Origin of the sequence: Actinoplanes rectilineatus, assembly GCF_000962825.1 — a bacterium.
Lineage (GTDB): Bacteria > Actinomycetota > Actinomycetes > Mycobacteriales > Micromonosporaceae > Actinoplanes > Actinoplanes rectilineatus.
This window is the reverse complement of the sequence record NZ_JZKF01000083.1, coordinates 1-18,946: the sequence shown is the minus strand read 5'-3', so window position 1 is coordinate 18,946 and position 18,946 is coordinate 1. Positions and strand designations below refer to the sequence as shown.

The 18,946-nt window shown below is 70.3% G+C and carries 17 protein-coding genes and 1 pseudogene; 10 read left to right on the top strand and 8 right to left on the bottom strand.

Going from position 1 to position 18,946, the window contains the following annotated elements; all coding sequences use genetic code 11:
* The first annotated feature begins 439 nt into the window (after window positions 1-439).
* From WH85_RS37655 to WH85_RS37620, 8 genes and pseudogenes are all read left to right on the top strand, one after another.
* Window positions 440-1,372, top strand: coding sequence for a sulfotransferase family protein (locus tag WH85_RS37655; RefSeq protein ID WP_045746914.1), 933 nt, complete (start codon window positions 440-442; stop codon window positions 1,370-1,372).
* A 64-nt stretch (window positions 1,373-1,436) separates the two neighbouring features.
* Window positions 1,437-2,348, top strand: a complete 912-nt coding sequence (locus WH85_RS37650; protein WP_045746913.1) for a glycoside hydrolase family protein — start codon at window positions 1,437-1,439, stop codon at window positions 2,346-2,348.
* 815 nt (window positions 2,349-3,163) lie between these two features.
* Window positions 3,164-4,075: pseudogene (locus WH85_RS37645) on the top strand (serine/threonine-protein kinase); the annotation flags it as partial.
* Window positions 4,076-4,497: 422 nt separating this feature from the next.
* Window positions 4,498-5,001, top strand: coding sequence for a hypothetical protein (locus tag WH85_RS37640; RefSeq protein ID WP_045746912.1), 504 nt, complete (start codon window positions 4,498-4,500; stop codon window positions 4,999-5,001).
* A 261-nt stretch (window positions 5,002-5,262) separates the two neighbouring features.
* On the top strand, window positions 5,263-6,687 hold the full coding sequence (locus WH85_RS37635) for an amino acid permease (RefSeq protein WP_045746911.1): 1,425 nt from the start codon (window positions 5,263-5,265) through the stop codon (window positions 6,685-6,687).
* A 301-nt stretch (window positions 6,688-6,988) separates the two neighbouring features.
* Complete coding sequence (locus WH85_RS37630; protein WP_045746910.1) at window positions 6,989-8,014, top strand: aldo/keto reductase; 1,026 nt, start codon at window positions 6,989-6,991, stop codon at window positions 8,012-8,014.
* A gap of 35 nt (window positions 8,015-8,049) precedes the next feature.
* A complete protein-coding gene (locus WH85_RS37625; RefSeq protein WP_045746909.1) occupies window positions 8,050-8,505 on the top strand; it encodes a VOC family protein in 456 nt (151 codons plus the stop codon).
* A gap of 177 nt (window positions 8,506-8,682) precedes the next feature.
* Complete coding sequence (locus tag WH85_RS37620) at window positions 8,683-9,330, top strand: TetR/AcrR family transcriptional regulator (RefSeq protein WP_045746908.1); 648 nt, start codon at window positions 8,683-8,685, stop codon at window positions 9,328-9,330.
* A gap of 74 nt (window positions 9,331-9,404) precedes the next feature.
* On the opposite strand, the gene WH85_RS37615 is transcribed toward WH85_RS37620, so the two are convergent.
* Window positions 9,405-10,358, bottom strand: coding sequence for an endonuclease/exonuclease/phosphatase family protein (locus WH85_RS37615; RefSeq protein WP_052721083.1), 954 nt, complete (start codon window positions 10,356-10,358; stop codon window positions 9,405-9,407).
* 389 nt (window positions 10,359-10,747) lie between these two features.
* Here WH85_RS37615 and WH85_RS37610 point away from each other — a divergent pair, with 389 nt between their 5' ends.
* Window positions 10,748-11,098: an STAS domain-containing protein gene (locus WH85_RS37610; RefSeq protein WP_045746907.1), complete on the top strand. Its 351-nt coding sequence runs from the start codon at window positions 10,748-10,750 to the stop codon at window positions 11,096-11,098.
* On the opposite strand, the gene WH85_RS37605 is transcribed toward WH85_RS37610, so the two are convergent.
* From WH85_RS37605 to WH85_RS37585, 5 genes are all read right to left on the bottom strand, one after another.
* On the bottom strand, window positions 11,040-12,326 hold the full coding sequence (locus WH85_RS37605; RefSeq protein ID WP_045746906.1) for a cytochrome P450: 1,287 nt from the start codon (window positions 12,324-12,326) through the stop codon (window positions 11,040-11,042). The genes WH85_RS37610 and WH85_RS37605 overlap by 59 nt on opposite strands.
* A gap of 79 nt (window positions 12,327-12,405) precedes the next feature.
* Window positions 12,406-14,613: a glycoside hydrolase family 9 protein gene (locus WH85_RS37600; RefSeq protein WP_052721082.1), complete on the bottom strand. Its 2,208-nt coding sequence runs from the start codon at window positions 14,611-14,613 to the stop codon at window positions 12,406-12,408.
* Between the two features lie 32 nt (window positions 14,614-14,645).
* Complete coding sequence (locus tag WH85_RS37595) at window positions 14,646-15,884, bottom strand: ATP-grasp domain-containing protein (protein WP_045746905.1); 1,239 nt, start codon at window positions 15,882-15,884, stop codon at window positions 14,646-14,648.
* 15 nt (window positions 15,885-15,899) lie between these two features.
* Window positions 15,900-16,598: an alpha/beta hydrolase gene (locus WH85_RS37590; protein WP_083449559.1), complete on the bottom strand. Its 699-nt coding sequence runs from the start codon at window positions 16,596-16,598 to the stop codon at window positions 15,900-15,902.
* A gap of 68 nt (window positions 16,599-16,666) precedes the next feature.
* The gene (locus tag WH85_RS37585; RefSeq protein WP_045746926.1) at window positions 16,667-17,116 is read right to left on the bottom strand and encodes a nitroreductase/quinone reductase family protein; all 450 of its coding nucleotides are present in this window, start codon (window positions 17,114-17,116) and stop codon (window positions 16,667-16,669) included.
* Window positions 17,117-17,219: 103 nt separating this feature from the next.
* Between WH85_RS37585 and WH85_RS37580 the strand changes: the two genes are divergently transcribed.
* A complete protein-coding gene (locus WH85_RS37580; RefSeq protein WP_052721081.1) occupies window positions 17,220-17,675 on the top strand; it encodes a MarR family winged helix-turn-helix transcriptional regulator in 456 nt (151 codons plus the stop codon).
* Window positions 17,676-17,773: 98 nt separating this feature from the next.
* On the opposite strand, the gene WH85_RS37575 is transcribed toward WH85_RS37580, so the two are convergent.
* Both WH85_RS37575 and WH85_RS53895 read right to left on the bottom strand, forming a co-directional pair.
* A complete protein-coding gene (locus tag WH85_RS37575; RefSeq protein WP_045746925.1) occupies window positions 17,774-18,283 on the bottom strand; it encodes a flavoprotein in 510 nt (169 codons plus the stop codon).
* Window positions 18,284-18,576: 293 nt separating this feature from the next.
* On the bottom strand, window positions 18,577-18,705 hold the full coding sequence (locus tag WH85_RS53895; protein WP_281179128.1) for a hypothetical protein: 129 nt from the start codon (window positions 18,703-18,705) through the stop codon (window positions 18,577-18,579).
* Window positions 18,706-18,946 lie beyond the last annotated feature (241 nt).

Below are 18,946 nucleotides of genomic sequence, written 5' to 3'. Positions count from 1 at the left end.
TGACAAAACCGGACAAGAAGAATTTTCGGGTTTATTTTCTTCTACCTAACTTTTCGGGCTTGACTCTTAACGCAGCGTATATCCGTCACCTGGTCGGGTGAGTGCGCCGTTGCTGGGCGTGAGGAGCAGAGGCTGGCTACGGTGGTGGCCATGGCATCCGGCCGGCGCGCACCCGTAGCCTCCGACGCTCTCGTCCGTTGGTGACTCGATGGCTTCCGACACCGCGCCCTGCGTCTGCGGGCATCCGTACGCCGCGCACCGGCACTACCGCCCGGGCAGCGAGTGTGTTCTGTGCGAGCGCGGGGGATGCACCCGCTTCCGGCGTTCCGCCTGGTGGCGGCTCCGGAGCCGGCCGAAGCGGCAGTGATCGCCCGCCGGGGTGCGAATTCCTAGTCGATCTGTAGGCTAAAGGTCGTTTGTCGCACCCTCAGGGGGACCCGTGCCGCTGCCCGACTTCCTCATCGCCGGCGTGCCCAAGGCCGGCACCACCGCTCTGCACGCCGCACTGACGCGGCACCCGCAGCTGTTCCTGTCGCCGGTCAAGGAGCCGAAGTTCTTCCTCTCCGACGGCGCCCCACCGGCCTTCGGCGGCCCCGGTGACGTGCAGACCTACCAGGAGCACGTCTGGCGGCGCGACGACTACGAGGCCCTCTTCGCACCGGCCCCGCCGGGTGCGCTGCGCGGTGAGGCCACACCCTTCTACCTGTACGACCTGAAGGCCCACGACCGGATCCAGGCCCTGGTCCCGGACGTGAAGATGATCGTCCTGCTACGGGACCCGGTGGACCGGGCGCACTCCAACTGGACGCACCTGTGGGTCGCCGGTCTCGAGTCCGAAGCGGACTTCCTCGCGGCCTGTGCCGCCGAGGAGAAACGCCGGGCCGCGGGCTGGGCGGACTTCTGGCACTACATCGGACTGGGCCTTTACGGACAGCAGCTCGAGCACCTCTACCAGCGGTTCTCTGCGGAACAGGTGCTTCTGCTACGGTATCGCGATCTCAAGGACAGCCCGGCCGCGACGCTGGACCGGGTCTGCTCCTTCCTGGGCGTCCGCACCGGCGTTCTCACCTCGATCCCGAGGGAGAACGTCAACCGGCACTACGTCGAGGACAACGGGCTGAACCGGGTGCTGCGCGGCCTGCTCCGGGCCGGTGGCACCGTCGGGCACCGGTTCCCGGTCCCGCTGCGGCTCGCCGCTCGTGGCCCGTTGCTGACCCTGCTGCACCGCAAGCGGGGCAACCGCCCGGTGACCACGCCGCAGGAGCGGGCCGCGCTGCTGCCGCACTTCACCGACGACATCGCCCTGCTGCAGGACGTGACCGGCCAGCGCTACGACGACTGGCTCAGCCTGGACCGGCATGCCCGCGCCTGACCCGCTCGCCACGATGGATGGTGCAGACTTGACGGGCCCGCCGCCGCTACCTCGGGGAGTCGCCTTGACCACCGGAATCTCGGTCCTGCCCCTGCCACGCTGGGAAGACTCCACGGTGGTGGTCGAGCCGCCGGGCGCCGAGCCGGGGGCGTGGTCCGGCGCCCCCAGCTCGATCGTCGCCGACGGGGCGATCTACCTGGCGTACCGTCTGCGCCTGCCGCTCGGGGCCGGCCGCGGCATCGCCAACGTGGTGGCCCGCTCCACCGACGGCCTGAGCTTCACCGTGGTCGCCGAGGTGGGCAAGGAGCGGTTCGGGGCCGAATCCCTGGAACGCCCGGCCCTGGTGCGCACCCCGGAGGGCCGCTGGCGGCTCTACGTCAGCGCCGCCACCCCCGGCACCAAGCACTGGCGGGTCGAGATGCTCGAGGCGGACACCCCGGAGGGCCTGCCCACCGCGCCCGCGGTGACCGTCCTGGCCGGTGACGACACCGTCGGCGTCAAGGACCCGGTGCTGCACCACGACGAGCACGGCTGGCACCTGTGGGCGTCGGTGCACCCCCTGGAGTCCTGGGACGACGCCGACCGGATGACCACGCGGTACGCGACCAGCCCGGACGGCGTGCACTGGACCTGGCGGGGGACCGCGCTGGCCGGCCGTCCCGGGCAGTGGGACGCACGGGGCGTGCGCGTCTCCTCGGTCCGGGTCGACGGCGACGGGATCACCGTCTCCTACGACGGCCGGGCGACCGCGAGCGAGAACTGGGAGGAGCGGACCGGCGTGGCCCGCGGCGTGCGCCTGCCGGACGGCACCTTCGGCGCGCTGACCGCGGACGACGGCGAGCCGGTGGGCAGCCCGCACGCCCCGCACGGGCTGCGCTATCTCAGCCTGGTCGGGTTGCCGGACGGCCGCTGCCGGCTGTACTACGAGGCCACCCGCCCGGACGGGGCCCATGATCTGCGTACCCAGGTGGTCTGATCTGCCGGTGTGATCGGGGCGTCTCCCGGGGCCTGTGCCTCGCCGGGGGCGCCCCGATCGCCGTCTCCGGCCGGTCGCGGTGGGTGATCATGATCCACTCCAGCGGGTACGGGTATAAGCGCACAGTGATCAGTCGCGGACGGCTCGGGGCGGCGCCGCCGATCGGTGTGAGAGTGCCGTCACGTGCGGCGGCACCCGCCTTCACACCTCGATCCACATGGCCTAACGTCGTCGGCGACGTCAGGTGTGCGCGGAAAACGGCCGCACTGTCGATGGCGGAGCCGCTCTCACAAGGAGTGTCTCCGCCATTTCTTTACCGGCTTCCGATGAGCATCCGGTCACTCTGCGTGCCGGTGCGGTGAGTGTCTCCCCGTGGGGCCCGCAGTGATCCCCGATGACAGTCGATGTCTACGGTAAGTGACGACGGGGAGTCTCTTGGTGTTTCCTTAAGGCTCCTACAATGTTTCCGTAAGGTATCCCCGAGTCCCGTTTCCGCCACAAAGGCACACAGGCGGAACACAGCTTCGAAAGTGATTTGGGAGCGTTCCCGAATCGTCGATTCCACCGTGCACGCCGACATCCCGGCGCTATTGCATGAAGGTTCCGGTAAATCCGCGCCGAATAGGTGATCACATCCGCCATTCGGCCGAGCCGCACGACGAATCGGCGTCATGTTTACACCCGGACATCCGCGGGCGCCCGGGCCGTCCGGGCCGTACCCCCGCGGGCCGCCACCGGCGTTTGTGCCCCGGTGAGTGGGGTACACCTGGTGGCGGGGCGGGGCCGGTCCTCTCCCACCCCGGTGAGGAGGCACGATGCGGACCCTGGGCGGGCGCTACCAGCTGGTGAACCGAATCGGTCTGGGCGGCATGTCAGAAGTGTGGCGCGGACACGACCGTGTCCTCGACCGGCCGGTCGCCGTGAAAATCATGGCGCCGGCGGTGGAAGGCACCCTCGGTGAGGCGGGAGTGGACCTGGTCCGCGCCGAAGCCCGCTCGGCGGCACGACTGGCCCACCCCAACGTGGCCGGCGTGCACGACTTCGGGACCTCGCCGTCGCCGGGCCGCGACGTCCCCTACATCGTGATGGAACTCGTCGAGGGCCGCACCCTGAGCGCGCACCTCGCCGAAGGCCCCCTCGACTGGCGCATCGGCGTCCGCGTCTGCGCCGAAGTGGCGGCCGCCCTGGCCGCCGCCCACGTCGAACACGTGGTGCACCGCGACATCAAACCGGCGAACGTGATGCTCACCCCGGCCGGTGCGAAAGTCCTCGACTTCGGCATCGCCGCCGCCGTCGGCGCCCACGACGCCGACCCGGACGCGCCGGTGCTGGGCACCCCCGCCTACATCGCCCCGGAACGCTTCGACGGCGAACCGGCCACCCCGGCGGCGGACATGTTCGCCCTGGGCACCCTGCTCTACCACTGCCTGTCGGGCCGCCTGCCGTGGAGCGCCCGCACGAGCACCGGCCTGGTGATAGCGCAGCGCTTCGCCGACCCGGAACCCCTGCCCCACCTCGACGGCGTCCCGCCGGAGGTCCTGGACCTGTGCTTCAGCTGCCTCGACCGCGACCCGGCGGCACGTCCGACGGCGATGGTGACGGCCCTGCTGCTGGCCGAGGCGGTGGACGCGCGCGTCTACGTCCCGCTGATGGACCTGGAACCGTGGCCGCACCACCCGGCCCTCTCCCCGTGGGACGAGCGCGCCGCGTCGGCCCCGACCTCCGCCGCGCACCCCGCCGTGGCTCAGCCGGCCGCCCATCCCGCCGTGGCTCAGCCGGCCGCTCACCCCGCCGTGGCTCAGCCGGCCGTCGCACCCCGGCCGTCGGCTCCGGGTGAGTCCGGGGTGCCGCACCCTTCGGTGGTGCCGCAACCAGCCGGACCGCCGTCGGCCGTCTCCTCTGTCCGTGTTCCTGAGGCGGCTCCCTGCGCGGCCCCTCCGGGCGACGGTGTCCCCTCACACACCGAGCGGGTGGGCCGCCACCGCGCCTTCTGATCATCCCGTCCGGTCCCGTCCGGTCCGAGTTCGTTGCGGGCAGTGACCGGTGTGCATGGCGGGGTCACTGTCCGTCGGGCCGGACCACCGGCGAAAGACCATCGTCCCTCCCGGACACATACAGGTGACGAGGAGATCCGATCCGGGAGGGCACCATGAAGTACGCGATGTTCGCCAGCACCCTGACCCTCGGTCTGGCCCTGGCCGGCTGCGCCGGCGACCCGAACGATGTGAACTCCGCCGGCACCGCGGACCCCGGTGCCGGACCGTCCCCGGCGGCATCCTCCGGCCTCACCCTGACGGCCGGGGGTGCGGCCGCCCGCTGCGCGCAGCCTGAGGCGGAGTTCTTCAAGGACGCCGAGGTCGTCTTCGAGGGCACGGTCACGTCGGTGACCGACGTCGCGACGACGGAGGTGGGCACGGTCGACGCCTCGGTCACCATCACGGTCACCCACACCTTCCGGGGGGAACCGGGAGCGACCGTGCGGTTGCGGCAGGACGGCGGCAACCCCGACGCGGTCTCCTACCGCGAGGGGCAGACGTACCTGATCACGGCGGGCGACGGGGGCGTCTGGGACTGTCTCAGCGGGACGGCCGACTCGCCGGAACTGGCGGAGAGCTACGAGCAGGCCTTCGGACCGTGGCGGAAGCAGCGGTAGCCGGAGGGCTCGGCGGGTGCTGGACACCGCGGGCGTGGAAGCGGCGACGATGCTCCGGGTCCGCGCAAGGGCGGTGCCCCGATGCTGCGGCGATCCCCTCCGTGCCGGACCACCCTGATCAGCCGGCCATCATCCACTTCGTAGGGGGACTGGCAACCCGGATGACTGAAGTTGTCGCATCGCGCTGATCGGCTCGTCGTTGCGCTTGCGAGCGTGGCAAGTGCGGGATGAGTGAGGTCCAGCGGTTGATGAGGGGGCGCCATGGCCAAGGCGGGACTGTTCGCGATCCGGGACGTCGGATCGCTGATCAAGGGGACGGCCGAGGAGGGCTCCGAGCTCAAGAAGGCGGTCGGCGTCACCCAGCTGACCGCGATGGGCGTCGGCGCGATCATCGGCACCGGGATCTTCGTGGTGATCGGTAAGGGTGCCGGGATCGCCGGGCCGGCGGTGATCCTGTCGTTCGTGCTGGCCGCGCTGGCCTGCGTGTTCTCGGCACTGTCCTACGCCGAGCTGGCGTCGTCGATCCCGGTCTCCGGTTCGGCCTACACCTACACGTACGCGACGCTGGGGGAAGTGGTCGCCTGGGTGATCGGCTGGGACCTGATCCTGGAGTACGGGGTGTCGGTGGCCGGCATCGCGATCGGCTGGGGCGGCAACCTGAACGCGTTCCTGGACGCGGCGTTCGGGGTCAGCCTTCCGGACGCGATCGCCAAGTCGCCGGAGGACGGTGGCGTGTTCAACCTTCCGGCCGTCTTCATCGTCCTGGCGATCACCGCCCTGCTGATCCGCGGCGTGACCGAGAGCGCCCGGGTCAACCTGGTGATGGTCGTGATCAAGCTGGTCGTGCTGGTGTTCTTCATCGTGGTGGCGTTCGTGAACTTCAGCACCGCCAACTTCCACCCGTTCGCCCCGGCGGGCGCGGACGGGGTGACGGCGGCCGCGGCGATCATCTTCTTCGCGTACATCGGCTTCGACGCGGTCTCCACCGGCAGCGAGGAGGCGCGTAACCCGGCCCGGGACCTGCCCTGGGCGATCATCGGATCGCTGATCATCTGCACCTTCTTCTACGTGCTCACCACCGCCGGGGCGCTCGGCATCGCCTCCCCGGACCAGATGAAGGACAGTGACGCGCCGCTGGCCGCCGCACTGGACCAGGGCGCCGGCATGCCCTGGGCGGCCGGGATCCTCGCGCTCGGCGCGGTCGTCGCGATCACCAGCGTGGTGCTGGTGATCTTCTACGGACAGACCCGGATCTTCTTCGCCATGTGCCGGGACGGCCTGCTGCCCCGCCGGATGGCCAAGGTCAACCCTCGTTTCGGTACGCCGGCGCGGCTGACCGTCACCCTCGGCGTCCTGATCGCGATCCTGGCCGCGCTGGTCCCGCTCGGCACCATCGTCGAGCTGGTCAACATCGGCACGCTGTTCGCGTTCGTCCTGGTCAACATCGGGGTGATCGTGTTGCGCCGCACCCGGCCCGACATGCCCCGGCCGTACCGGGTGCCGTGGTCGCCGGTGCTGCCGCTGATCGGGGTGGCCTTCGCCGTCTACCTGATGTCCGACCTGCCGCTGGACACCTGGATCCGGTTCGGTGTCTGGCTCGCCGCCGGCCTGATCATCTACGCCGTCTACGGCTACCGCCACTCCCTGGTCCGCCGGAACGCGGAGTCGAGTCAACGACGGGACTGACGAGCTTCCACGCGCCCGAAGTCACCACGCCCGTATCGGGGTGTGGTGACTGGGGGGCGGGCTGAAGTCGCCACGCGGGCGCTGACCACGACACGTGTCCAGGGGCTTCTTGATCGCGGTCCTCACCCGGTCCGTTGCGCCGGAATAAATTAATACCAGCGGGTACCGATACTTGCCGTTACCGAAACCGGCGGGTACCGTTTAAGGGGCAAGCTTCGCTCCGTCGCAGCTCAGGAGCCTTCGGCTCAGATGAAGACTCCTGCGATGTGATGCGGAGCCGTCTTGAAGAACGGGTGATCACATGCAGTACCGCCCTCTCGGCGACACCGGACTGCGCGTCAGCTCCCTGGGGCTGGGCACGATGATGTTCGGATCCTGGGGCAACAGGGACCACGACGACTCCATCCGCACGATCCACCACGCGCTCGACGCCGGCATCAACTTCGTCGACACCGCCGACCTCTACGCCCGGGGCGAGGCCGAGGAGATCGTCGGCAAGGCGCTGGCCGGGACGCGCCGCGACGCGGTGGTCCTGGCGAGCAAGTTCCACAACCCGATGAGTGACGACGTCAACGACCGCGGCAACTCACGCCGATGGATCATGCGGGCTGTGGAGGGCAGCCTCAAACGACTCGGCACCGACCACCTCGACCTCTACCAGGTGCACCGCCCCGACCCGGCGACCGGGATCGAGGAGACGCTGGGGGCACTGACCGATCTGCAGCGGGCCGGGAAGATCCGGTACTTCGGTTCGTCGACGTTCCCGGCCCACCAGCTCGTCGAGGCGCAGTGGGCCGCCGAACGCCGGGGACTGAGCCGGTTCGTGACCGAGCAGCCTCCGTACTCGATTCTCGCCCGCGGGATCGAAGCCGATGTCCTGCCCGCCGCCGAGGCACACCGCATCGGCGTGCTCACCTGGAGCCCGCTCGGTGGCGGCTGGCTCTCCGGCACGTTCCGCAAGGGCGCGACCGGCCAGGTCAGCAGCCGTACCGAACTCATGCCCGGCATCTTCGACATCGACGCCCCGCGCAACGCCGGCAAGCTCGACGCCGTCGAGGCCCTCGCCCTGCTTGCCGACGAGGCCGGCCTGTCCCTGATCCACCTCGCACTCGGTTTCGTGCTCGCCCACCGAGCGGTGACCGCACCGATCATCGGCCCGATGAACGTGGAACAGCTCGACAGCCAGCTCGGCGCCGCCGACCTCGTTCTCGATCAGGACGTCCTCGACCGCATCGACCAGATCGTGCCTCCGGGCCGGAACATGACCGCCGGCGACGCCGGCTACTTCCCGCCCGCGCTCACCGACGCGACACTGCGCCGGCGCTGATCAACCCCCGCACCTCGAACGAACGGAACCTTCTCATGTCGACCTCCGCGATCCCGCACCTCAACTTCGCCGGCGGCCAGGCGCGCCAGGCACTGGAGTTCTACCGGGATGTCTTCGACGGCGACCTGCTGTCGCACACCTATCAGGACTTCGGTATGCCCGCGGGTATGCCCGACAGCGACCGGATCGTCTTCGGTCAGATCACCACCGCTGACGGCGTCCTCCTGATGGGCTACGACATCCCGGGCACGCAAGCGCCGGACTTCGGCAAGCCGGGGTCCACCCGGCGCGCGAACGGCACCACGATCACGGAGCAGCCGATGTTCGTGACCCTGCGCAGCACCAGCCTCGCCGAAGCCGAAGCGCTCTGGAAGCGTCTGGCCGTGAACGCGGTCGTCGTCGAGGACTTCGCGTCGTCGACCTGGTCGCCCGGCTTCGGCATCGTCACCGACCAGTACGGGGTGACCTGGCTGGTCAACGCCCACGAGTAGTGACCCTCGCCTGACCGATTCCTCTCCGGCGTCTCACGTTCCCGCGGTCTGAGCCCTGCCTCGACCGCCGGTGGGCGGCACGCGGCCCCGTGTGCCGCCCACCGGGCCGTCGGCACAACAATGGATCGGGACCGACTTCGAGCAGGACATGCATCTGGCAGCGAGGAGACCACCGTTATGACGCAGGACGACCCGACCGCGGGTGACGCCGGCACGGACGGCGAGGCCGGCCGGACCGTTCACCGCCGTCCGGGCCGCAAGCCTGACCCCCACCGCGACGCCGAGATCCTGGATGTGGCCCTGCAGGTTCTGGCGGAGGTCGGCTACACGGGTATGACGATGGCCGCGGTGGCGGCGCGGGCGAAGGCCGGTAAAGGCACCTTCTACCGTCGCTGGCCGTCGAAGGCCGACCTGGTCCTCGATGCCGTCGGGCACATGAAACGCAGCCAGGCGGACCTCGACAGCCTGCCCGACACCGGCAGCCTCCGTGGCGACATCCTCGCGCTGTTCAAACCGGCATCCGTCGAGGAGGGCGAGTACCAGCTCTCGATCATGGCGGGGCTCGCGTCGATGCTCAGCCAGGACCGCGGGCTCGCCGAGGCGGCGAACGACGCGATCGTGGAACCGTGGGCCGCCGCCAATCGTGTGCTGTTGTCCCGTGCGGTGAGCCGCGGCGAGGTCGGCGCCACCGCCGACATCGAGACCCTTGCCCAGGTCATCCCGTCCATCGCCGCCTACCGGGCACTCATTCAGCGCAAGCCGTTCGACCGCGACTTCCTCGTCTCCATCATCGACGGCGTTCTCCTGCCGGCCGTCCGCCCCTGACCCGCCCCGGCAGGGTTGAGAGGACCGGGCCGCAACCGCGCCCACCGGCGGGTTGCGGCCCTTCGGCACTGTCGTCAGTCGATGCTCAGATCGGCCCAGCCCCAGACGATGCGGTGGTCCGAGCAGAGTTCGTTGCCGCAGGTGCTCAGCGGCAGCGAGTCACCGGAGTGCTGCCCGGCGAGCCGGTCGTTCGGGAAGAAGATCATGTCGATCTTCGTGCCGGTGCCGCACGGGCTGCCGGTGGTCGCCTTGGTGGTGCCCTCGCCGTACCCGAGGCAGTACGGGTCGGCGTCGTCCATCTCCCGCCAGTTGCCGGTGTTGCCGCTGTTCGCCGTGGTGTCGACGCTCGGGTGGTACCAGACGTCGAACTCGGGCCATCTCGGGGTTCCGTTGAAGTCCCCGGCCACCAGCACGGTCTCGCCGGCCGCCTCGAACTGCTCGACGTGGCCGAGGACCTGTTCGAGCTGGGCCTTGCCGGCGGTGCCGAACGGCGTCGGGGTGATGTGGGTGACGCAGTACTTCACCGTCATGGTGGTGGTCGGCGCGCAGAGCAGGTGCCGGATCTCGTCCTTGTCGAACGCCGGGTTCGGTTCCAGCGGGATGCGGATCGCCGCGCCCAGCGGTTGCCTGCTGAACAGGGCGATGCCGACCGGGTTGCCCTGACAGACGTCCGGGTTGTCCGGACCGGCCTCGGCGTTCCGGGTGGCCTGGAACCGGGCGAAGTTGGTCTCGTCCGCCGGCCAGTCGGTTGCCTGAAGCTTCGTGATCAGTGCGGAGTACTGGCTCTGGCAGACCTCGTTGAGGGCCACGAAGTCCGGGATCGGATTCCTCGACATGATCGCGTCGAAGAGCGTGTTGATCATCAGCGTGGTGGCGCCGCCGGTCTGGTACTTCCATCCGCCGCTGACGTTCCACTGCAGGCCGGTCAGCCGCTTCGTCGTCGCGGCCTGGGCAGCCTGCGGCGCCGTCACCGGCACCAGCAGTAACGCGGCGGCGACCGCCAGGATCCGTCTCACCAGAGTCCGCATGCACACTCCCCGTTCATGATGATCGATACCGTTGCTGAGACAGTATGGACGATCACTCTCTGTCGAATGGGCCACGGCTACCGCCATTCCCCGGACTGCCGGGCCGCGCTGGAGGAAGAGCGGACGCCGGGCGGGAAAAGCGCCGGTGAGGGCGCCGGGCGGGAAGGGCCGGCGGCGAGGGCGCCGGCGAGAAGGGAGCGGAGCGACAGGCCGGAGAAACGGCGGAACCGGCGCCCGATATGCGAAGCCCTGTGCGCGATGCGAAACGAACCGTCGTCAGGCGTACGCCCTGTGCGCCGCGTCCACCGAACCACGCGGCAGCCTGCGAGGGGCGGGTGCGGAGTTGTACGGTGAGGCGAACGGGCAGGTCGCCAGGCTCGGAGGGCGTGATGGGTGAGGCCGTGATCACGGCACGGCAGCAGGCCGACGGCACGATCGTCGTCGAGGTGCGGGGCAGTCTCGATGCGGCGACGGTCGGCGCGTTGCGCGGTCAGCTGGTCGAGACGGTGTCCCGGGACCGGCCGGAGCTGATGATCGTCGACCTGATGTTCGTCACGTTCATGGATTCGATGGGCATCGGTGCGCTGGTCGCCGGATATGAGGCGGCCCGCGATTTCGGCACGCGGTTCGAGTTGCGCAACCCGAACGAGTTCGTGCACCGGCAGCTGCGGGTCACCGGACTCACCGGGCTGTTCGGCCTGCCGCCGGCGCCGCCGTCGACGCAGACCTTCTCGGTGTGAGGGCGACCGGCAGGCTGATCGGCCCGCGGATGACGCCGGAGTTGCGGCGGCGGACGGCACCCGCGCGGTGCAGGCCGGGCATCCGTTCGGCGAGCCGTTGCAGCGCGACGGTGGCCTCGAGGCGGGCCAGCGGCGCCCCCACGCAGTAGTGGATGCCGCTGGAGAACGCCAGGTGGTCGACGCCCGGGGTGCGGGTGATGTCGAAACGGTCCGGGTCGGTGTGCACGGCCGGGTCGCGGCCGGCGCCGGCGATCAGGCTGACCACGAACTGGCCGCGGCGCACCGGGACACCGGCGACCTCGACGTCCTCGAGGGCGATGCGGGAGGTCCGCTGCACCGGCGGATCCCAGCGCAGCGTCTCCTCGACGGCCGGCCCGGCCAGACCGGCCGGGTCGTCGCAGAGGGCGCGCCACTGGTCGGGGTGATCCAGCAGGGCGGTGACCGCGTTGCCGATCAGGTTGACGGTGGTCTCGAAGCCGGCGACGAGCAGCAGCCGGCACATCGGCAACAGCTCGTGTGACTGGATCTGATCACCCTCGGCGGCCAGGATGCGGCTCACCGCGTCGTCGGCCGGCGCGGTGCGGCGCAGCGTGAAGAGCCGCTCGAAGACCCGGTCGAGTTCACCGCTGGCGGTCCGGAGCCGGGCGGCGTGCCGCAGCGAGCGGACGCCGTCGAGGGCGCTGCCGATGACCGCGCCGTGCGCGGCGAACCCGTCGGCGTCGGACGCCGGCACCCCGAGCAGGTCGATGATCACCGTGATCGGCAGCGGCGACGCGAACGCGGGGACCAGGTCGAACATGGGACCGGCGGCGTCGAGCAGCTGGTCGACGCGACGCTCGACCAGTGGGCGGTAGCCGGCGATCCGGCGAGGGCTGAACGCAGGCTGGGCGAGGCGGCGCAGCCGGGTGTGGTCGGGCGGGTCGCGGTCCAGGAACGACATGTCGATCTCGTCGCCGGGTGCGCCGGGCCCGTTCATGTCGGCGGCCCGCACCCCGAACCGGCGGTCGCGCAGCACACTGTCGCAGACCGCGTGCCGGGCGGTGATGAAGTGGCCGAGCGCCGTGCGGGTCAGGTCGCCGGCGTCGCGGACCCGGCGGTAGATGCGGTAGGGGTCGTCACGCCCGGGCGCCAGGTGCAGCAGCGACAGGGCGTCGCGGCGGAGGTGGCCGCGGTGGACGATGCCGAGCTGCCGGGCGTAGAGCGCCGCGGCGAACCGGAGAGCCTGCATGGGCGGACCTCCCGCTGAGGGTGCGATCGCACCCCCAGCGTAGGCCCACCACCTGCAAGATCTCTGTCAGCGACTCGACTCAGGCGAGATCGGCGACGTAACCCGTGAGGCGTACCAGGGCGGCGTTCCAGTTGATGGTCAGCTCGTTGGTGGACCAGGACTGGATGTCGTCGATGTAGCAGAACTGCCCGACGCATCCGGTCAGCTTGGACTGGGCGTACGGGTCCTGGATCAAGGAGTTGGGACCACCGGCGAGGGTGCCGGCCGGCGGATGCGGCAGGGCCGGGTCGAGCTGCGCGGCATACCAGCGGCTGTGCTGGTTCTGCGCGCTGACCTCCCCGTACCCGGTGATGTAGGAGATGTTGAGGGCGTTGCGGCCGAGCAGCCAGTCGACGCCGGTGAGCACGCCGTCGCGGTATCCTCCGTTGCCGGTGAGGCGGTGCGCGGCGGCGATCACCACGGTGTTGTCGGCGACGATGCTGGCCGAGCCCCAGTCCCAGCTGTTGTTCGCGGGGGAGTAGGCGACGCCGTACGGGTGCGCCTTCTGGATCGCGAGGTACTCGTCCGCGCCGGCCAGCACCTGGGTGCGCACCGCGGAACGTCCGGTGAAGCCGTTCGGCACCAGCGCCAGGTCGAGTTTGCCGGCCGCGCCGGTGGTCGCCCAGTCGAACGCGACCGGGCCGAACGAGTCCGCGGTGTGCTCGGGCGAGGCCAGCAGGTCGGTCGCATACGACTTGTCGCCGGTGGTGAGGAACAGCTCGGCCGCCGCCCAGTAGAAGTCGTCGGTCACCTTGGTGTCGTTGTAGGCGCCGCCGCCCACGCCGTCGGACTCCGGCGCGTACACCACAGGGTTGGTCTTGGCGGCCTGGTAGGCGGTCGTCGCGGCAGCCAGCGCCCGCCGCGCGAAGGCCGCGTCGTAGGGCCGGTAGATCCGGGCGGCCTGCGCCGCCGTCGCGGCGACGTTCAGGGTGGCGGCGGTGGAGACCGGGTGCAGTTCCCGCGGCTGCGGATCCAGGTGGGGCAGCAGCGGAAGACCGGTCCAGGCAGCGTCGTGGATCTTGTGGTGGACCATTCCGGCGTACGGGTGACCGCCCGGTACCTGCATGCTGAGCAGGAAGTCGAGTTCCCACCTGACCTCGTCGAGCAGGTCGGGGGTGCGGTCGCCGCTCTCCGGGATGTCCAGGTTCACGGTGCGGGCGGTCGGGGACTGCTCGAACTCGTGCAGCAGCTCCCAGACCGAGATGCCGCCGTTGACGACGTATTTGCCGTGGTCGCCGGCGTCGTACCAGCCGCCGCGGACGTCCAGGGTGTAGTCGCAGACGCCCGGCTGGCAGGGCACGGCGGTGTCACCCTGGTTGGGGGCGACGCCGAGGTGGCCGGCGGGGCGGGCGTACCCGGGGCGCAGGTCGTCGCGGATCGCGATGCCGCTGCGCTGGGTGTAGTAGAACTTGAGCGCGTCGGTGCGGAGTTGCTGGTAGGCGTCGCCGCCGATGTCGAACGGGTGGGAGGTCTCGCCGTCCGCGGTCAGGGTGAACCCTTCGCCCCGCTGGCGGAACCCGGTGAAGTCGATCGTGTGGACGTTCTGTCCGGAGGACGGGTCGATGCCGCGCGGCGTCGATTGGCCATTCTTGACGACTCTTCCGGACTTGTCGGCCAGGGACCAGGCGGTCTTAGTGGTTTTGTCCGTTACGAGTGTTGCGGCTTTGGGGCCGTTGTTGAGGTAGGCGAGTTGGTTGACCCGGACCCTGGGGCCGGTGTCAGGCTCGTAGACCTCGGGCGGGACGCCGCCGACGAGGCTGACGTCGTCGACGCAGAAACGCCACGGGTCGGGGCTGCCCCCGACCTGGAAGGCGACCTGCCCCTGGTCCGTGGAGGTGCCGGCCGTGAACGTGTATTCGTAGTGCTGCGTGTCGCCGACCGTCGGTGACACCTCGAAATACGTGTCGTACGGGCTGACCGCGAGCCCGGTGATCGCCCGCGCCACGTGGCCGGCGTCGCCGCTCGCGTCGAAACTGAACCGGTACGACTCGCCGGCGACCAGGTCGATGTCGTTCTGCCCGACCGCGGCGTCCCAGCGGTTGACGGTGCCGCCGGGCACGTCCACGCAGGCGCGGCCGTCGTCGAGCTGGATCGGCATGCCGGTGGTGGACCAGAACGGGTCGGCGGTGCCGTCGAACCCGCCGTTGACGACCTGTTCGACTTCGTCGGCGTACGCGGGCGCGGTGGAGCCGAAGATCACTAAGGCGGAGGTGAGGCCGATGATTCGGGAGCGCTCCCATAGAGACATGGAGATATGTTTATTGCGTACGTGTTACCGCGTCAACGCCCCTGGTCCCGGATCCACGCGTCGACCAGCCCGTGGAAGTGCCCGAGGAACTTCTCGTGCTCGTGCACCGGGAACATCGCCCGGACCGTCTCGCGCAGCAGCGACCGGAACTCCTCCGACGACACCCAGTCGAAGACGATCTCGTCCACGCCGGCCAGGTGCTTCGCGCAGAACTCCTGGTACCGCTCCACCTCGAAGTACTCGTCGGCCAGCCGCCGGTAACCGGCGAGCTTCTCCGCGTACCCCAGGGAGGGGTCGTCGGCGATCGCGAAGTACTCCGACGTGTCGGTGTCCAGCCGCGGCCTCCGGCCGGTCACCACACAGAACACCGTCCAGCGCAGCAGCGCCGTCATCGCCCACGGGAAGTAGTAGTGCAGCGACGTCAGGGCCACGTCCGGGCACGCGTTCGCATAGTCGATCGGGTACACCTCGTCGCCGCGCACCAGCGTCTCGCAGGAGTTGAACTCCCACCGGAAGAACGCGTTGACCAGCCGGGACACGGTGACCACCTCGTCACCGGCGGCGGCGGACAGGAAGTTGTGGTCCACCTCGTACCGGGCGTGCATCGGCTGCTCGGGCCGGAACTTCATCACCATCGTCTCCGGCCCGATGCTCAGGGTGCGGGCGAAGACGTCGTACCCCTCCACCGAGGCCTGCAGGTGCATCAGGCGTTCCCCCGAGGCGTCGTACGCGGTGTGCAGCTCGTCCGGGTTACGGATCTTCGAGACGCCGACCCAGGCGCCGCCGTCGTACGGTTTCATCCACAGCGGGTACCCGATCGCCGCCGCCGTCGACTCCAGATCGAACGGCCGGTTGTACCGGGCCGCGGTGTACGCCCAGCGCGAATTCTCCAGGGGGTTCTTGAACGGCACCAGGACCGTCTCCGGAACCTTCAGCCCGAGCCGCATCATCGCGCAGTACGCCGCATGCTTCTCCATCGACTGGAACGTGAACGGGCTGTTCAGCAGGTACACATCGTCCATCAGCGCGATCTTCTTGAGCCACTCCCGCGGGTGGTAGTACCAGTAGGCCAGCCGGTCGATCACCAGGTCGTGCCGGGGCCGGTCGCGCAGGTTGAACGGCTCGATGGTGACCCGCACCGACCGGGCGCGATGGCTGCGCCCGTCCGGCCCGGTGACCGTGCCGAGGCGGCGCAGCAGGGATTCGTAGGCCCGCGGCCAGTCGTCCTCGGTGCCCAGCAGCAGTCCGATGGTGTGTTCGACGTCGGCCACGGCCGCCTCCCAGTGTCAAACGGGCCAGATCCGGTGCAGCAGCGGAGTCAGATGCGGGCCCAGGGCGTCGCGCCAGGACTCCCAGTCGTGGGCGCCGCCGGTCGCCGCCAGGGTCGCCGGATATCCCTGTCGTCGCAGGGCGTCCGCCATGGCGCGGTTGTTGGCCAGGTTCTCCTCGGCGGCGCCGCAGGTGAGCACGGCCGGGACGGCGGGGCCGCGGGTGGCGTGCCGGACCCGGGTGGTGAACCCGGTGATCCGCCGGAAGTACCGGAACCCGGACTCCTGGCGGTCGAGCCGCGCCTGGAAGTAACTGCCGGACTGCAGGAACAGGCCGGCGAACCGGGCCGGATGGCGGCGCTGGGCGTGCAGCATGGCGAGGGCGCCGAGGCTGACCCCGGCGCCGACCACCGCACGGCCCGGCGACAGGCGCGGCAGGATCTCGGTGGTCAGCAGCCGGGCGTACCCCGGGGAGGCGGAATACCACTCGTCGCGGTCGCCGGGTGGCAATAGCGCGAGGTGGAAGGGCGCGACGCGTCCGGCGGCGATGGCGGTCGCGGCCCACCGTCCGAGCCCGCCGCGCCGGTGGTACTCCGGTCCGTCGTGGGCGACGAGCATCCGGTCGGTCCGGGCGGGCGGCGACCAGATCCGCACGGTCAGGCCGGGCAGCCGGGTGGCGCGCCAGCGCCCGGCAGCCGGTCCGCCCACACCCCTCATGAACGCACATTAACGTCGGACGGCCGGATCCGCTCCCGTTGTGCGCAGCCGGGCCGCTCCGGGCCGGGTCAGGCCGCCCGCGGTGTCAGCCGGATGACCGGGATCTCGCGGTCGGTCTTGGTGCGGTAATCGCCGAAACGCGGCTGCGCGGCGACGATGGTCTGCCAGGCGGCCTCCAGGTCGGCGCCGTGCAGTTGCTCGGCGCTGACCGGCACGGTCCGCCCGCGGTTCTCGATCCGGATCCGGTCCGGGTGGGCGCCGATGTTGTAGTACCACGCCGGGTTCTTCGGGGCGCCGTTCGCCGAGGCCACCACCAGCCAGGCGCCGTCATCGAGCGGGAACCCGGCGACCGGGGACTGGCGTTCCTCGCCGCTCTTGCGCCCGAGGGTGGTGAGCACGATCAGGTTGCCGCCGCCGCCCCGCCGGACCCGGCCGATCATCAGGCGGTTCATGAAGCCGAGCAGCCGTCCCCCGGGCTGGCGTGCTCCGCGGCTGCCGTTGCGGGTATCGAATGCCAACGTGTTCACTCCCTCATGAGATCCTGGCGGTCAGCGCGTCCGAAGGTTCGCGCTACGAACTAAATTAGTTCGTATTGCGAACCTTTGCAAGGAGGAACCGGTCGTGAATCGCGACGAGCAGGGCTTCGGATCGGCACTGGTGAACCTCACCATCGTGGTGCAACGCCGCTACGGGCAGATCTGCGCCGACCACGGGCTCACCGCCACCCAGGCGCAACTGCTCTGCATGCTCAAGGACGGGCCCCGCGGCATGACCGAACTCGCCCGCCTCCTCGGCCTGGCGAAACCGGGACTCAGCGGCCTCGTCGACCGGATCGAGAAACTCGGCATGGTCACCCGCGAGACCTCCGAGCAGGACCGGCGGGCGATCACCCTGAACGTCACGCCCCGCGGCAAGGAGGCCGCCGACGCCCTGTACGCCGACGTCGGCGCCCACCTGCCCGACACCATCCTGACCGATCTCGCCCCCGCCGACCGGGAACACCTCGAACGCATCGTCCGCGGCATCGTCGCGGCCCATGCGGTCGGTTGCGAGGGGCCGCCGGTCGCCGACCGATGATCGCCGGTCTGTGATCGCCGGGCGCCGACCCGTGATCGCCGACCTGTGATCGCCGGGCGCCGACCTGTGATCGCCGGTCACCGGCCCGTGACCGCTGGTCACCGGCCCGTGATCGACGTCAGCGCCCGGGCCCAGGGAAAATCGGCCAGTCGGCGGTCACCCTCACCGGGCGGGTGCGGCTCCCAGTCGTCACGATCGAAGATGATGTGTACGCCTTCGTCACGCAGCGAGTCCATCGCCCGCAGGAACGGCCGGCGCGACGCCAGGACGGTGTTCACGAACGGCACGACGGTGATCGGCCGGGCCCGTCCGATGAGGTCGGCGACGAGCGTGAGGGCGTACGTGTCGCAGATTCCGGCGGCCAGCTTGTTGACCGAGTTGAAACTGGCCGGGGCGACGATCACGGCGTCCGCACCGGTCCAGGTGGGGCCGGGATCACCGACCGGCCGGAAGTCGTACCGCACCGGCGCACCGGACAGCCGCTCCAACTCGTCCAGGTCGAGGAACCGGGTCGCGTGCGGGGTGGCCGCCACCCGGACGGTCCAGCCGGCCCGCTGTGCCAGGCCGACGAGTACCCCGGCGCGCGCCGCCGGGCCGGCCGCACACACGACGACACAGAGCGTCCGGCCGCCCGCGCTCTCGTTCCCGCGCGTGTTCTCGTTCCCGCGCGTGTTCTGGTTTCCGTCCGTGCTCTCGTTCCCGCGCGTGTTCTGGTTTCCGTCCGTGCTCTCGTTCCTGTCCGTGTTTACGCTCCCGTCCCGACCCCGGCCGTAGTTCACGGTTGCGTTCTGGTGCTCGGGGCGGTCCGGGCCTCGGCCGTCGTCGGCGGTGGAATGGCGGTGGCTGGGGGCCTGGCCGTCGGGGGTCCGGTCGACGCTTCGGGCCGGGGGCCGGTCGCCGTTCACCGCGCGGCCCAGGACGGTGGAATGGCGGCTGCCGCGCCAGCCGGGCGGTTCAGCGCGGTGGCGAGGGAGACATCGGTGAAGCCGGGCAGGTCGTCACGGTGTACGGGCGTGAGAATGATCGTCATGACGTTCAGCGTGCCCCATCCGCGCACGGGGACACTCCCCACGAGGCCCGCCGAATAGTGTCGGAGGGGCGGCCAAGACGCGTTTCATGGTCCGGGTGCGGGAAGCCCGCCCGCGTGGTGACTTCAGCCGCGCTGGGCGCCCGAAGTCACCACGCCCGTGGTGGTGTGTTGATTACGGGCGCACTGGGCGCCTGAAGTCACCACGCCCGTGGTGGTGTGTTGATTACGGGCGCACTGGGCG

Bases quoted from the DNA above. Each gene is read 5' to 3' on its own strand.
- WH85_RS37640 (WP_045746912.1), top strand. From the start codon at position 4,498: ATGAAGTACGCGATGTTCGCCAGCACCCTGACCCTCGGTCTGGCCCTG.
- WH85_RS37635 (WP_045746911.1), top strand. From the start codon at position 5,263: ATGGCCAAGGCGGGACTGTTCGCGATCCGGGACGTCGGATCGCTGATC.
- WH85_RS37630 (WP_045746910.1), top strand. From the start codon at position 6,989: ATGCAGTACCGCCCTCTCGGCGACACCGGACTGCGCGTCAGCTCCCTG.
- WH85_RS37625 (WP_045746909.1), top strand. From the start codon at position 8,050: ATGTCGACCTCCGCGATCCCGCACCTCAACTTCGCCGGCGGCCAGGCG.
- WH85_RS37620 (WP_045746908.1), top strand. From the start codon at position 8,683: ATGACGCAGGACGACCCGACCGCGGGTGACGCCGGCACGGACGGCGAG.
- WH85_RS37615 (WP_052721083.1), bottom strand. From the start codon at position 10,358: ATGCGGACTCTGGTGAGACGGATCCTGGCGGTCGCCGCCGCGTTACTG.
- WH85_RS37610 (WP_045746907.1), top strand. From the start codon at position 10,748: ATGGGTGAGGCCGTGATCACGGCACGGCAGCAGGCCGACGGCACGATC.
- WH85_RS37605 (WP_045746906.1), bottom strand. From the start codon at position 12,326: ATGCAGGCTCTCCGGTTCGCCGCGGCGCTCTACGCCCGGCAGCTCGGC.
- WH85_RS37600 (WP_052721082.1), bottom strand. From the start codon at position 14,613: ATGTCTCTATGGGAGCGCTCCCGAATCATCGGCCTCACCTCCGCCTTA.
- WH85_RS37590 (WP_083449559.1), bottom strand. From the start codon at position 16,598: ATGAGGGGTGTGGGCGGACCGGCTGCCGGGCGCTGGCGCGCCACCCGG.
- WH85_RS53895 (WP_281179128.1), bottom strand. From the start codon at position 18,705: ATGACGATCATTCTCACGCCCGTACACCGTGACGACCTGCCCGGCTTC.